Source organism: Hydrogenophaga sp. PAMC20947 (genome assembly GCF_004795855.1).
Classification (GTDB): domain Bacteria; phylum Pseudomonadota; class Gammaproteobacteria; order Burkholderiales; family Burkholderiaceae_C; genus Hydrogenophaga.
In genome coordinates this window covers 3954242-3968977 of sequence record NZ_CP039252.1, presented here as the reverse complement: position 1 = coordinate 3968977, position 14736 = coordinate 3954242, and the positions used below count along the sequence as shown (strand labels likewise).

Sequence of the window (14736 nt, the reverse complement as noted above, 5' to 3'; positions counted from 1 at the left end):
CACGCCCCCAGCCGCCATGTCTGCCAACGAACACCTGCCCCTCGCCCAGCCCCCCCACCCGCAAGCCGGCGCCCTGGCGCTGCACCAGCCGCGCATGTTGCAAACGCATGTGCTGGCCCGCGAAGAGGCCCAGGCGGCGGCAGAGGCCGACGACGAGATCGACCTCAAGGCCATCTTCCGCACGCTGATGAAGCACAAGTGGATGATCGTGGGCATCACGGCGCTGTGCACGCTGGCGGCGGTGGTGTTCACCCTGCGGCAAACACCGCAATACCAATCAACCACGCTGATCCAGATCGACCGGGCGGCGCAAAAGGTGGTGGGCTTCAACAGCGAAGTCGAGATGGACCCAGGCGCCAGCTCCGAAGCCATCAGCCTGCGCACCCAGATCGAGCTGCTGCAAAGCCGCACCCTGGCCGAGCGCGTGATCGACGAGCTGGGCCTGTACAAGCGCAACGCCCCCACCGCTTTGCCCGGCGCCATGGAGGCACCAGCAGCAGCTGCTGCGGTTGACAGTGGCACGCTGCCCGGCGCTGGCCTTGATGCGGCAACGGCCAATGGTGAGCTGGCCGAGCGCAGCCTGTGGGCGCAACTCACGGGCAACTTTGCCCAGCTGTTCACGCCTTCGAGCCAAAACGCACAAACCCTGAGCCGCAGCGCAACGATCGGTGCGTTTCAACGCTCGATCAAGATCGAGCCGATTCGCAATTCGCGGCTGGTGGAAATTCAGGTGCTGAACAGCGACGCCGAGTTGTCGGCCCGCATCGCCAACACCATGGCCAAGGCCTTCATTGCGATCAACCTGGAGCGCAAGCTGGAATCGTCGGTGTATGCGCGGCAGTTTCTGGAAGACCAGATCAAGCAGACCAAGGCCAAGCTCGAAGAGAGCGAGCGCGTGATCAACGAATACGCCAAGAAAAATTCGATTCTTTCGCTGGGCGACAAAACCAGCGCCACCACGCAAAACTACGTCGATTTTTCCAGCGCGCTGGCCAAGGCAGAGCAAGACCGCTTCAAGGCCGAAAGCCAGTACAACGAGGTGCGCCTCAATCCGGCGAGCGCGCCCCAGGTGCTCGACAACCTGGCGATCCAGACCTACAAAGAACAAAAGGCCAAGATCGACGCCGAATACGCCAAAAACCTGAGCGTGTACAAGCCGGGCTTTCCGGTGATGGTGCAGCTCAAGGCCCAAATCGAAGAGATCGATGGCCGCATCAAGGCCGAGGTGGGCACGATTCTGGCGTCGATCCGGGGCCAGTTTGAGGCGGCCAAGCGGCAAGAAGAGCTGCTGCGCCAGCGGGTAGCGGCTTCGCGCAGCGAGGTGATTGCGGTGCAAGACCGCAGCGTGGACATGAACCTGTTGCAGCGCGAGCTCGACACCAACCGGCAGGTATACGACAGCCTGTTGCAGCGGTTGAAAGAAGTGAGCGTGACCGGCGGGCTCACCACCAACAACCTGAGCGTGATCGACGAAGCGCAGGCCCCGCTGTTCCCGGCCAAACCCAAGCCGCTGATCAACATCGCGCTGGGCATTTTGCTGGGCGGTTTCCTGGGCATGCTGGCCGCGCTGCTGCGCGAGCAGATGGACGATTCCATCAAACACGCCGACGAAATCGAAAGCTTCTTTGGCCTGCCGCTGCTGGGCTGGATTCCCCACACCAAACGCCCCAAGGGCAACACCAACGAAGCGGTGGCTTTGCTGGCCCACACCGACCCCCGCAGCGCCTTTGCAGAAGCCTACCGCTCCATGCGCACCGCGCTGCAGTTTTCCACCACCGACGGCGCGCCCAAGCGCTTCATGGTCACCAGCTGCGGCAAGGGCGAAGGCAAGACCACCACGGCGCTGGCGCTGGCCATCAACTTCGCCCAGCTGGGCCAGCAGGTGTTGCTGATCGACGCCGACATGCGCAAGGCTTCGGTGCACAAGGCGCTGGGCTTGCCCAACGAGCGCGGCTTGTCCAACCTGCTCACCGGCGACATGGGCACCGAGAGCCTGATCCTGGCCACGCGCGTGCCCAACCTGGGCGTGTTGACGGCCGGCCCCTGCCCGCCCGATCCGGTGGAGCTGCTGATGGGCCCCAAGCTGGGCATGTTGCTCGACAAAGCGCAGGCGCTGGGTTTCTCGCAAGTGATCATCGACGGCCCGCCGTTGCTGGGCATTGCCGACGCCATCGTATTGGGCAACCAGATCCAGCACATCGTGTTTGCGGTGAAGGCTTCGGAGACCAAGAAAAACAGCATCAAAGACGGCCTGCGCCGCCTGCGCAACGCCGGCCTGCAGCCCATGGGTGTGGCGCTGACCCACGCCCGCATGGAGCACACCAGCGATTACGCCTACGAAGCCTATTACGGCTACGGCGACGCGGTGCCCGCCGCAGCGGCAGCCCCGGCCCGGGCCACGCCCGCTGCAGGCAACTTGCCCGCTGCCGCCGCCGCGCGCCAGGAGCCCAGCTTGCCCGGCGGCCCGAGCGGCCCCGGCAACGACAAGCCGGCCACGGCCTGAGCTTCTGGACCCACGAGCGCACGGCCCCATGAACGCATGCGCCGTGAGCCCTTGAGCCCATGCGCCTGTGAGTCCCGCCCACCTTTTGCCCCCCGCCACCCGCCCCTTGTCGCCACCATGAGCACCAGCCCCACGCCCGCCACACTCTGGAGCCCTGCGGCCGATCTGAGCAACCTGGTGCAGACGCTGCTCGACTTTGAGCAACAGCCCGGGCGCTTCGCCCTGGCCCTGCGCGAGCCGCACGTGTTGTTTGACCACACCCAAGCGGTGATGCTGCTGGCAGCGGGCCGACCGGTAGAAGGGCTGCCCCCGCTGATGCCCGGCCAGCACACCGGCGCGGTGCAGCGGGCGGCGCGGTTTTTTGTGCGCACGGTGCTGCTGCGCCCCGGCACAGACCACTACAGCGTGCTGGGCCTGCAGCCCGACCACGGGCCCGAGGCCCTGCGCGACCACTACCGGCTCATGATCCGGCTCACCCACCCCGATTTCGCGGGCGCAGGCGACGAATGGCCAGCCGATGCCGCTTCGCGCATCAACCTGGCCAACGACGTGTTGAGCTCGGTGGTGAAGCGCAGCGAATACGACGCCCACCTGGCCACGGGCTTCACAGCCCCGGGCATGGCTGTGAAGCCCGTGGCCGCCCATGCCACCGCGGCGCACCCACCGGCCCACGCCTCGGCACACACCGTGGCACGCGGCTTCGAGAGCGACGATGAAAGCGATGCCCGCGTGCGCCGCCGCCGGCGCACGCAAAAAATGGCCCTGGCCGCCGCCGGCGCCGTGGCTTGCGCAGCACTGCTGTGGCTTTTGTCCCCAGGCCACAACGACAGCTCGCTGGTGGCCCAGCGCCCCAACGGCAACACCACCAACGCCGCCAACAACCGCTCCAGCAACAGCGCCCCGATGAGCGCCATCGAGCAGGCCAAAGCCGAGCTCGCCGCCGACGCCGCCCTGGCGCGGGAAGCCGCGGGCGCGGGCTCGGGAACAGGGATCGACACCCCCAACCCCGCCCCAGACACCGCCACCAAGACCACCAAGACCGCCCTGGCCCTTGGCCCCACAGCCACAGCCACAGCCACAGCCACAGCCACCGATACCAACACCGGCACCCCCCCGGCAGCCCCCGCCCGCCGCGCGCCGGTCCGCACCCGCGTTGAATTCGCCAACGCTGCACAGGCGCCAGCGGACACCGCGAGCAGCCAGCCCGCGCGAACATGGCGCATGAAGGCCGCGCCCGAGAACGACAACGCCACGAACAACGACGGCGACGACAACAGCCGCCTGGCGCTGGCCCTGGAAACACGTTTGTCGCTCACGTCCATCGGCACCACCTCGGTCACCCCTCCGAGCAACAGCCTGCCGACCCTGCTCGCCACCACGGCAAACAAGGCACAGACCCCAGCGACCGCAACCCCAGCTGCTGCAACCGCCCCCACCGGAGCCCCTGATCCCGTCTCACCAACCCCGCCCACCTCAGCGCCCGCGTCACCAGCGGTCGAGACCGGCGCCGCGCGCCTGACCATGGCCCAGGTGCAGGTCAAGCTCAGCCAGGTGTTGAGCGGCCTGCAAACCGGCAAAGCCGAAAACGCCGTGCAGTGGCTCGAAGGCCATTGGCGCGACCACCCGGCGGCCAGCAACTTTGTCACCGCCTACCAACGCCAGCTGGCGGGTCAGCGCGTGGTCCAGATGGGCAAGGTGTTGTTTCGCTCGCGCCATGTGGCCGAACACTTTGTGGTGGACGGCGTGGTCGAGCTCGTCGTGCAAGACGACAAACAGGTGGAGCAGGTAAAAGAGCTGAACATGAGCGCGTATTTCCTGGCCAAAGACGGCCGCCCGGTGTTGACCCAGCTGGTGCTCAACCGCGCCCGCTGAAGCGCCCTGCCCCGAAACCCCATGACCGCCCACCTGGCCACCCCCGCCTCAACTCCCGACAGCGCTCTGCCGCTGACACCGGCGCGCACGCTGGCGGCGGTGGCGCTGCTGGTGGGCGCGCTGTGGCTGGGCTGGAAAGCCTGGGACGTGAACATCACGATGTCTTGCTGGAAAGACGAGTGGCCCCACCTGCCGGTGTGCGACGACATCATGGGCCGCACACCCGCTGAGCAGGTGCAGCGGCTGCAGGAACGGCTGGCGTTGAACCCGGGCGATTCGCAGGCCCTGGTGGCGCTGGCGGCCTGGGCCCGCCAGCCCGAAGCCCCGCCCGGCCTCGATGGGCAGGCCTTGCTGGCGGCGGCCGTGCGCGCGGCGCCACAAGACGCCCGCGTGTTGCGCATACAGGCCAACGACGCGGTGAGCGCCCAGCAATGGCCCCAGGCGCTCGACCCATTGATTCGCCTCTCGCGCTACCACGCAGACGCCAACGCCACCCGGCTGCTGGCGGTGTTGATCGCACAGGCCGGCAACAGCGAGCCTTTGATGGCCGCGCTGATGACCGCGGCCAAAACCGACGGCGCCTGGCTCGACCGCCCCTTGCGCGCCATGCCCCAAGAGAAGCTGGCGGTGGGCAGCGCGATGCCGCTGGTGCTCGCGCTCATGGCGCAACGCGGGGAACAACGCGGGCTCACGCCGGCGCTGGGCCAGTTCCTGATCGCACAGCTCAAGCGCGAAGACCGCTGGATGGAGGCCCACGCCCTGTGGCGCCACCTCTGGAACCGGCCGCTGCCCCTGGTGTTCAACGGCGGCTTTGAGCAGGCGTTTGTGCGCGGCGGTTTTGATTGGGAAGTGGCCGATGCCAACGACCACCGCTCGGGCGCACGCGTGGCCACGGTGGGGCGCAAGGAGCGCGGCCAGGTGTTGGAAGTGAGCTTCACCGGCAAGGCGATGAAGCCCCCGGTGTTGCGGCAAGACTTGCTGCTGCTGCCCGGGCGCTATGTGCTGAGCGGGCGCATGCAGTCCACCGATTTGCGCAGCGAACAAGGCCTGGCCTGGGTGCTGAGCTGCGCCAAAGACGGCCGCGAGCTCGCCCGCTCCCCGGCCCTGAAAACCACCGGCCGCGAGTGGACCACCTGGCAAGTCAGCGCCACCATGCCGTTTGACTGCGCCGGCTTTGGCGCGCGGCTCACCCTGCAAACCTTTGCCCCCTATGAGGCCAAAACCGGCCTGCGCGGCGAAGCGCTGTTTGACGACCTGCAGCTGGTGCAGCAACCCAACGAGGCCCCCGGGACATGATCGATCTGCACACCCACATCCTGCCCGGCATCGACGACGGCGCCAAAACGCTGGACGTGTCGCTGGCGATGGCCCGCATTGCGGTGGCCGACGGCATCCACACCATGGCCTGCACGCCGCACATCTACCCCGGCATGTACATGAACGACGGCCCGGGCATTCAGCAGGGGGTGGTGGCGCTGCAAGCCGCGCTCGACGCCGAGGGCATACCGCTGAAACTGGTGGTGGGGGCCGACGTGCACCTGGTGCCCGGCCTGCTCGATGGCCTGCGCAGCGGGCGCGTGCCCACGCTGCACGGTTCACGCTACTTTTTGCTGGAGCCCTCGCACACCACGCCGCCGCCGCGGCTCGAAGAATCGGTGTTCAACCTGATCGCTTCGGGCTACACCCCCATCATCACCCACCCCGAACGCCTGACCTGGGTCGAAACCCACTACCCCACGTTTCTGCGGCTGATCGAACAAGGCGCCTGGATGCAGCTCACCGCAGGCGCCCTCACCGGCACCTTCGGCCCCCGCGCCAAATACTGGGGCGAACGCTTTCTGGGCGAGGGCCACACCCACCTGATCGCCAGCGACGCCCATTCCGCCGGGCGGCGCCTGCCGCGCCTGAGCGAAGCGCGCGAGCTGGCGCGGCGCTTGCTTGGAGAAGAAGAAGCCGAGCGCCTGGTGGTGGGCCGGCCCCAGGCGGTGCTGGACGACCGGCCCCCGCAAGACTGGGCGCTGCCCGAGGCCCCCGCCCCAACAGGGGCGGTGGGCACTTTTGCAGCCAACTGGAGCCAATGGAAGTCGAAATTCCGCCTTTTCCGACGAAAGGCGTGAATCCCATCGCAAAAAGAGACATATCGCTTGACCGCCCACTTTTCCAACTCGTATCATTGTTACAACTTACGGAGAATTTGATGAAAAAGTACGTATTCGCTTTGCTGACCCTGGCTGTGGCCGGTTCCGCCATGGCCCAGGCCGCTGCGGCCCCCACCACCGTGACCGGCGCCACTGGCGTGCCGACCATGACCGTGGGCAATACCCTGCAGACCTTGACCAACGGCATGACCATTCCCAACGGCGCACAGATCGTGGTGCCCCAGGGCAGCGCAGTCAGCCTGAATTTCGGCGGCTCCTGCGCCGTTACCGTGCCGGGTGGCCCGTTCACCGCCACGCTGGCCAACTGCCAATCCCTGGTGGCCGCTCAGGCCGCGGGCACCGCGCCCACCTACGCTGGCGCCGCCAGCGCCATCACGCCGCTCACCGTGGCGGCTGCCGTCGGCGGCGTGGCTGCGCTGTCCGTTGCGACCAAGAGCAACAACACCCCCATCAGCAACAACTGATTTTTTTCAACCGGCTGTTTCAGCCGGCTGATTTCAAAACCGCACAGCGCGAGCTGATGCGGTTTTTTTTCGCCTGTTCACAGGGCCAAGACCGGGTTCGGCGAGCCGGGGATGGGCCGAATACGCCCCCTTTCACACCGCTTTTCTGAAGGTTCCTCAAAAAAACACCGCAACTTTTCCAGACCCCTGTCGATACAGGAGAGACAACACGGCCGCGATGCACAGTGCGCTGAGCAAGGCAGGCCGGTGAATCCCCCTCTTCTGGAGTCCGATCATGTCTCTCACCGCTGCCCCTTCCAGCCATGCGCACCCCACGGCTCGCGCCCTGGGCAAGCCCCAGTCAAGCGGGCTGCGCGTCTGGTTGATCGCGGCGGTCTGCTGCACCTCGCTGGGCCTGGCCCACGCAGAAGACAGCGCGTTCATCGTCGCCAGCACAGACACCCATGCCCGGGCCGCCAGCGTGCAGCCCTTGGCCGCAGCCGAACCCAACGCAGGCTTGCAGACCAGCGCGGTGGTTGGCCAGGCGGCTGACGTGGGCAGCACCGGCATGGGCCTGTTGCTCGGCGCCGCAGAATCCAACCCGCTGGGGCTGGTCACGCTGGGACTCAAGGCCGTGGCCTACCAACGGATCAAGGAAAGCCCACCCATGGAACAACCCCGCCTGTGGGGCATGTACGGCGCCCTGGGCTGGGGCGCAGCGGCCAACAACCTGTGTGTTATCGCAGCGATCGCCACGGGCGGCGGTGCAGCGGTTTTGTGCCCCTTGATCGGCCTGGGCGCCGGCATGGGCAACTGGAGCGCCGGCACCGAAGAGCGCGACAAGGCCACATTTGCCGTCATCTGCCAGGAAGCCAAGCTCAAAAACCCGGATCTGGTCTGCATTTTCAACGGCTCCAATTCCTGACGGCGGCGGCGTACGAAGCCGCTACTACCGAAACAACTGAAACAACGGCAACAGCCTCAGCCCCCGCCAGGGCGCTGGGGCTTTGTTTCGTCAGCCGCCCGAACGCGGCCACAAGACCCACAGCTGCAGCGGCTGCTTCAGCCTTGAGGCGAGCTGGTAGGCCGGATCGTCCCAACTGCCCCAGCCGGTGAAGAGATCGGCGCGCACGGCGCCGGTGATGGCGCCGCCGGTGTCTTGCGCCATCACGAGCTTTTGCCCGTTGAAGGCCTGGCCTTGTGAGGCCAGCCAGACAGGGGTGCCGTAGGGAATGCTGGTGGGGTCAACGGCGATGGAACGGCCGGGGGTGAGGGGCACGCCCTGGGCGCCGCGCGGGCCAAACTGGGCATCGAATTCACTCAGCGCTTCTTCCCGGAAAAACACGGTGCGGGGGTTGCTCCAGAGCATGTCGTTGAGCCGCGAGGGGTTGCTGACGGCCCAGGCTTTGATGGACTCCCACGAGGCTTCGCGGATGGCGCGCTGATCGAGCAGCCAGCGGCCCACGCTTTGGTAGGGCTGGCCGTTGTGGGCGGCGAAGGCCAGGCGCACCACGCGCTGGCGGCCATCGGGCTCGGTGATGCGCAGGCGGCCCGAGCCCTGGATCTGCAGGATCAGGGCGTCGATGGGATCGGCCACCCAGGCGATGGCCTTGCCTTGCAGCGCGGCCCGGGCGGCGGGCAGGGTGTCGATGTCTTTGCGGGTGTACCAGGTCTGGCCCTTGGCCAGGCCGGCCGGGGGCCCGTGCAGCGGGGTGCGGTGGGTGGCGGTGGGCACACGGCTGGCGGCCATGATGGGTTCGTAGTAGCCGGTGAGCAGGCCGCTGGGTGCGCTGCCGCTGGGCTCAACCACGCGGTAGGGCTGGAGGCGGCGCTCGATCCAGGCGCGCTGTTCTTCGGGGGTGGCGATGGCCAGCGGGCGGACTTCTGCGCAGAGCTGGGCTTGTTGGGGCGCGGGGCGCTCACAGCCGCGCACCCAGGCGTTCCAGGCTTCAAAGAGCTGGTCTTGGCCCCAGCCGGGCAGATCGGCCCACTGCACGGCCGTCCAGCGGCTGCCGCCGCGCAGCACATCGGGCGGCAACGAGCCGCTGGCGACCGCGCCCGGGCCCACACCAGGCGGGGTTGAATCGCGCGTCCCCACGGCACAGGCGGCCAGGCTTCCTACAATGAGCGCGGTCAAACCCGTTTGCCACCAACGCCTGCCTGGGCCCGAAACCAAGGCCGAAGCCCAGAGCCGAAGACGGCCCGGGAGGCTGCTCACTTTTGCCATCCTGTCCACCCACACCCCTTTTTGCTCTATGGCCTTGTTGTTCCTTGAAGCGCTCGGCGCGCTGGTGTTGTTGCTGTTCATTGTGTGGTGGACCATGTTTTCCGGGCGCAAGAATGGCGAGTTGCCCAGCGATGTGGCGGATGAGTTGCCTGACGGTGCGCCAAAGGCGGGCGAGAAGGTCGACAAAGGCAACAAAGGCGAAAAGGGCGAGGACAAGGACGAGGAAGCCGGTGGCCCCAAGCGCTGATCCACGGCTGCGGCTGCGGCTGCGGCCCCCGCCTTCGTGCCTTCATCCCTACAGCCCCTAGCGCCGGCATGCAATGCGGGCGGGCTCAGAGGCGGCGGTGTTGCAAGGCCGGGAGCTGCTGGCGCACGCTGTGCAGCCGGTCTTTGCTCAGATCGGCCAGCACCACGCCAGCGCCTTGCGCCTGCAGGCCCAGCACGTCGCCCCAGGGATCGATGATCATGGTGTGGCCCCAGGTCTTGCGGCCGGTTTCATGCTGGCCGCCCTGGGCGCTGGCGATCACATAGGCCTGGTTTTCAATGGCGCGCGCGCGCAGCAACACTTCCCAATGGGCCTGGCCGGTGGTGTAGGTGAAGGCCGACGGCACCAGCAACACTTCGGCCCCCAGGGCACGGTACAGCTCGGGAAACCGCAGGTCGTAACAAACGCTCATGCCCACGCGCCAGTCGGTGCCGGTGCTGCGGCTGTGGCAATCGAAGGCCACCGGCGTTTCCCCGGCCACCAGGACCTTCGATTCGTCGTAGCTTTCGCGGCCGTTGTCGTAGCGAAAGAGGTGGACCTTGTCGTAACGGGCGAGCTGCGCGCCTTTGGGCGAATACACCATGGAGGCGTTGGCCGCGTGGGTGGGGTCGTCGGTGGCCATGGGCAGGGTGCCGCCAACAAGGGTGATCTTGAGATCGCGGGCGGCGTCGGAGAGAAAATCTTGCACGGTGCCCAGGCCGGGGGTTTCGGCGAGCATCAGCTTGTCGGCATCGCTGTTGCCCATGAAGCAGAAGTATTCGGGCAACACGGCCAGCTCGGCGCCGCACTGGGCGGCCTGGCGCAACAGGCGCAAGGCTTCGCTTAGGTTGGCGTCTAGGCTGATGCCCGAGACCATCTGGATGGCAGCAACTTTCATGGCGTTTCCTGGTGGCGTTGGGGGCGGTGTTGGGTGGGGCGGGCGCAGGCCGACCCAAGGGGCGAGCTTACTGCAGGCTGCGGGGTGGCGTCGAGGCAGGCTTTGATGCAGCGGCCCGGCGGTCCACCTTGTCGACCTGGGGATCGGTCCAGCCGCCGGTGATGTGGAATTCTTGCGTGGCCGCGCTTTGCAGCGGCTGGCTGAGCAGGTACTGGGCGAGGAAGGTGCCCAGCCCGATGGCGGGGTTGATCGCGGTGGCGATGAGGGCGGCGGTGCCGGCGTTGATTTCGGGCACCACCACCACCTTGAGATCCTGCGTTTCGTTGGCGATGTCGGCGCTGCCGTCCATGAGCACGGCGGCGTTGATGCCTTTCATCTGCAGGTTGTTGGTGCGGGCCACGCCCTGGGCAATGGTGGCGTCGCCGCGCACAAAATCAAACGCAAACCCTTCGGAGAAAAAATCGCGGAAATCGAGCACGAGGCGGCGCGGCAACGCCTGCAGGCTCAGCACACTCAGCAGCTTGGCGGCGCCGGGATCAACCTTGAGGAACTGGCCGGTTTTGATGTCGACATGGAGCTGGCCAGAGAGGCTGGCGTAGTCGAGCGACATGGGTGAGCCGACCCAGCCCACGGTGCCGTTGATGGTGCCTTGCCCGCCGCGCACGGTGCCGGGCTGGCCGAAGCGGGTCAGCAGGGCGCCGGCGTCGCGGATATCGAGCTCCACCTGCAGCGCGGTGCGGCGTGTACCGCTGGCGGTGGTGTTGCCCGTGGTCGGGGTGGCGGGCGAAAGGGCCCAGTCGCCAATGGCGTTGAACCGCGCTTCGGGCACACGCAGGTTGAGCTTGGTGAGGCGCCATTCGCGTGCGCGCCCTTCGCGGCCCTGGTTTTGCGCCTGGATCGCCACAAAACCCAGCTGGCGACCGGCCAGCACAAAGTCATCGACCTCGATGTCGAGCGCCGGCATGCTGTTGGGCTGTTGCAGCAGCTGCTCCACTTCGGCTTTGGCCGAAGGCGCGAGGGTGAGCTTGGCCAGCCTGGCGTAGATGCTGCCGGCCGAATTGCCCGAGGGCTGGCGGTATTCCAGGTAGCCGTTGAGCTGCTCGGCGTTGACGTTGGCGCGCCACTGCCCGCCTTCGCGCGAACCGCCGATCACCAGGTTGTTGAAGGTGCGCCCGCCCACCAGCAGGTGCTCGGTTCGCACCGCGAGGTTGGTCGGCAGGTAGCGCAGGCTGGCGCTGTCGTCTTCGGCCCCGGTGGTCCCCTTGTTGGCGCCGCTGGTGGTGACATGGGGGTCGACGCCGGTGATGCGGGCGAAGGAGCGCTCCCAGGCGTCGGCGTCGATCTGGGGAAAGCGGATGTTGGCCTGCACGCCGGCAGCGGGCATGGGCACCGATTCGCCCAGCGCCAGGCCGCCCGCGATGCTGCCGCGCACCACCCGCGGCTCGGCGCCGGCGCTCAGGCTGCGCTCGTAGTCGAGCGTGGCCAAGGGTTGCGCGGGCTCGCCCAGCTGCAAGAAAAAGCGGTCGGTGCGGGCGACTTCACCGCTGGCTTCGGTGGACACGGTGAGCACGCGGTTGTCGTAGTGCAGGGGCAGGCTGTCGGCGGCGGCTTTGGACAAGGGCGCCGGCAGGCTGGAGGCCATGCCTTGCAGGTTGCTGCGCACGTTCAGCTCGGACACGCCGGCGCGAAAACCCAGCTCGGCGGTGTAGGCCGCGCTGCCGCTGGCCTGCTCCACCAGGCGGGAGACCAGACCCAGCTCGCCGTTGCGCAGGCCTTCGGCGGTGGCCGTGCCCTGGCCCTTGAAACGGATGCGCGCCGCCCCTTGGGGGCTGGGGGACATGCCGCCTTCAAACCGCAGTTCGCCGCCATAAATCTGGGAACGCGCCGCCGGGATGTTGAAGCCGTGTTCGCTGAAGGTGAGCTGGCCAACGGTTCGCGCCAGCATCGGGGTGTCGGGGCTGATGCGCACATCGTTGCCGGTGAAGGCCACCGAGCCCTGCACCGCCGTTTTGTCGATGTGGTTCAGCGGCAGCTGCAGCTTGAACTTCACGTCGGTCGCGCCACTGATGGTGGCGCGCTCCAGCACCTGGCCGGTGAAAAAATGCACGGGAGAACGCCGCACATAAGCCACCACATCGTTGGCCGGGCCCTGGGCCGAGGCGCTCACGGTGAGCAGGGGGTCTTTCACGAGATCGGCAATGCCGACCTCGGCCTGGCTCAGGCGCACGGCGGGCGCGCCGTCGATGGACGCGGTGAGGCCGGAGAGCTGCAGCGACGCGCGGTCGAGCACCAGCTGGCCGTTGACGCCCTTCAGGCCCGGCCAGGCGAGATCACCCTCGGCCTGCAGGTAGGCGGGCACATAGGCGAAATCCACCGACTGCAGCTGCGCGGCGATGCGGAACTCGCCCTGGGCGCCGGGCAGGTTGTAGGGCACATCCCAGAGCTCTCCGTTGATGCGGAAATCGACCGGGCCCACCTGCCCGCCTGACACGGCGGCTTGCACGTAGCGCTGGGTGTCTGGCCCCACGGCGATGGGCAGGTAGCGGTAAACGCGGTTGGCGGTGCCCCGGGTGAGGCGCACGCTCAGATCCAGCACACCGGGAAAGCGCGACTGGGCGTTGCTGGTTTTGGGATCGCTGGTGTGCCAATGCACGGAGCCTGTGCCTTCGGTGTCGGCGTTGGCCAGGCTCAGCTTCTCGAACCAGGCATCGATGCGCTCGCCTTTGATGGCCCAGCGCGCCTGGGTCTCCAGGCGCTGCATGGGCACCAGCGATTCGGCGAACACGCCGGGCAGGTCGACCGCGCCGCCTTCGATCACGAGGCGGGCCGTCCCGCCGTCCTGGTTGAGATCGAAGTCTGCGTTGGCCCCGCGCACGCCGGGGCGCCCGGGCAAGATGTGTTCGCCGGGCGCCTGCGCGCGCGGCTCGCCCGTCAGCGCCAGCGCGACCAGCTTGCCGGTGGCGCGGTAGCGATCGGGCTGCCAGGCAGCGGCCAGGGCGTCGGCCGGCGCGCTGCCGTCGCCGGCCGGGGGTGCGCCTTGCCAATCGGCGCGCAGGTCTTCGAGCTGGCCGGCCGGTTGCAGGCGCAGCAACAGGGCGCGGCTGGCATCGGGCAGGGGCAGCCGGGTGGCGATGGCCGCGAGGGCGGCAAGATCCACCCGGTCAGCGGTGAGCTGGGACGATGCGGCTTTACGCGCCTGCGCGCGCTGGTGGGTCAGGCGCAAGACGCCACCCGGCCAGGCCTGGCCATCGGTGGTGGTGAACTGCAGGTTGTCGCTGGCGACGGCAAAGCCGGCAACGTCCCACTGGGCGCTCATGCGACCGCGCAGGCTGCTGATGGCGAGCTCGGGGAGTTGCGCGCCCAGGCGGGTGGCGAACTGCTGCAGCGAGAGGTCAACCGTGGCGCCGGTGATGCGGCCTTTGTTGAGATCGGCCCAGGCGCGCAAGGCGCCCTGACCCGAGCGCACGCTCACGTTCCAGGCCGACAGGTCCACATAGGCCTGCAGGCGCGAGACATCGACCTGCGCAAAATCGGCAAACAGCTCACCGCTCCAGTTGTCCCAGGGCGCGGCATCCGGCTGGCGCTGCGTCATGGCGGCGAAACTGAGCAAGGGTTCGCGCAGCCGGCCCCGCAAGCTCAGGCGCTGGCCCCATTCCGGCGGGGGCGTGGCATCGAGGCGGAACTGGTGGCTGCGCGCGGTGTTGCGCACCACCAGGTTCAGCTCACCGAGCGCCAGCGGAGGTTGCTGGCGCAGATCGTCGGTCCAGCGCACGGTGCCGCCGCGGATCACAAATTCGGTTTGCGAGAAAAACCAGTCGGCCCCACCACGGCCTTGTTCGGCGGGGCCGGAAAAATCCAGCCCGGCCACGAGGATGCGGCTGTCGGCGGTGCGGTGCACGTCCAGCGTGGGCGAATCGATCACCAGCTGCTCAAACCCCAGGCGCCACAGCGAGCGCACCGACAAGGACGCGTTGATCTGCGGCAGCTGCAAAGCCTCGCGGCCGGCGGGGTCATAGAGGCGCACGTCACGCAACTCAAACGCCGGCACCAGCGCGGGCAGCCATGCCCAGCCCTGCTCGGCGTCAGCGCCCTGGGTTTCGGCGCGGATCGCACCCACCTTGACGGGAACCCCCACCGCGTGGGTCGCCCATCGCTCCAGGGCAGGGCGCCAGTCATCGATTCGCGGCACAATGATCAAATGAATCGCGCCCAGGGTGAGCGCGAAAAGGCTCCAGACGGCCATCACCATCCACAACAACAGCCGCGCGGTCATGGAGAACATTTTGGGGATTCGCGGGGCAGAGGCGAGAGGAGCCGGGCTTTGATTCATATCCTATGCAAATTATGACGGGCGGACCCCACCAAGGTTCCGCATCACGGGCATCTTCTT

10 protein-coding genes are annotated in these 14736 nt (G+C 67.6%); 7 read left to right on the top strand and 3 right to left on the bottom strand.

Annotated features, from left to right (window positions below):
- Nucleotides 1–16 precede the first annotated feature (16 nt).
- The 6 genes from E5678_RS18135 to E5678_RS18110 all read left to right on the top strand — a co-directional run bounded on the left by E5678_RS18135 (nt 17) and on the right by E5678_RS18110 (nt 7902).
- Nucleotides 17–2503 carry a polysaccharide biosynthesis tyrosine autokinase gene (locus E5678_RS18135; RefSeq protein ID WP_136179829.1) on the top strand — a complete coding sequence of 829 codons (2487 nt, stop codon included), beginning with the start codon at nt 17–19 and terminating at the stop codon, nt 2501–2503.
- A 117-nt stretch (nt 2504–2620) separates the two neighbouring features.
- On the top strand, nt 2621–4375 hold the full coding sequence (locus E5678_RS18130; RefSeq protein ID WP_168708600.1) for a DnaJ domain-containing protein: 1755 nt from the start codon (nt 2621–2623) through the stop codon (nt 4373–4375).
- A gap of 21 nt (nt 4376–4396) precedes the next feature.
- On the top strand, nt 4397–5671 hold the full coding sequence (locus tag E5678_RS18125; RefSeq protein ID WP_136179827.1) for a hypothetical protein: 1275 nt from the start codon (nt 4397–4399) through the stop codon (nt 5669–5671).
- Nucleotides 5668–6492, top strand: coding sequence for a CpsB/CapC family capsule biosynthesis tyrosine phosphatase (locus E5678_RS18120; RefSeq protein WP_210731943.1), 825 nt, complete (start codon nt 5668–5670; stop codon nt 6490–6492). The genes E5678_RS18125 and E5678_RS18120 overlap by 4 nt, the downstream gene beginning before the upstream one ends.
- Before the next feature lie 80 nt (nt 6493–6572).
- Complete coding sequence (locus E5678_RS18115) at nt 6573–6998, top strand: hypothetical protein (RefSeq protein ID WP_136179826.1); 426 nt, start codon at nt 6573–6575, stop codon at nt 6996–6998.
- Between the two features lie 274 nt (nt 6999–7272).
- Nucleotides 7273–7902 carry a hypothetical protein gene (locus E5678_RS18110; protein ID WP_136179825.1) on the top strand — a complete coding sequence of 210 codons (630 nt, stop codon included), beginning with the start codon at nt 7273–7275 and terminating at the stop codon, nt 7900–7902.
- Nucleotides 7903–7992: 90 nt separating this feature from the next.
- Here the strand turns inward: E5678_RS18110 and E5678_RS18105 are convergent, their stop codons facing one another.
- Nucleotides 7993–9114, bottom strand: coding sequence for an MltA domain-containing protein (locus E5678_RS18105; RefSeq protein ID WP_247596822.1), 1122 nt, complete (start codon nt 9112–9114; stop codon nt 7993–7995).
- A 118-nt stretch (nt 9115–9232) separates the two neighbouring features.
- On the opposite strand from E5678_RS18105, the gene E5678_RS22365 reads away from it, so the two are divergent.
- Nucleotides 9233–9451: a hypothetical protein gene (locus E5678_RS22365; RefSeq protein WP_168708446.1), complete on the top strand. Its 219-nt coding sequence runs from the start codon at nt 9233–9235 to the stop codon at nt 9449–9451.
- An 85-nt stretch (nt 9452–9536) separates the two neighbouring features.
- On the opposite strand, the gene E5678_RS18100 is transcribed toward E5678_RS22365, so the two are convergent.
- Together E5678_RS18100 and E5678_RS18095 are read right to left on the bottom strand one after the other, a co-directional pair.
- On the bottom strand, nt 9537–10346 hold the full coding sequence (locus tag E5678_RS18100; protein ID WP_136179823.1) for a carbon-nitrogen hydrolase family protein: 810 nt from the start codon (nt 10344–10346) through the stop codon (nt 9537–9539).
- Nucleotides 10347–10413: 67 nt separating this feature from the next.
- A complete protein-coding gene (locus E5678_RS18095; protein ID WP_247596821.1) occupies nt 10414–14628 on the bottom strand; it encodes a YhdP family protein in 4215 nt (1404 codons plus the stop codon).
- Nucleotides 14629–14736: the final 108 nt, after the last annotated feature.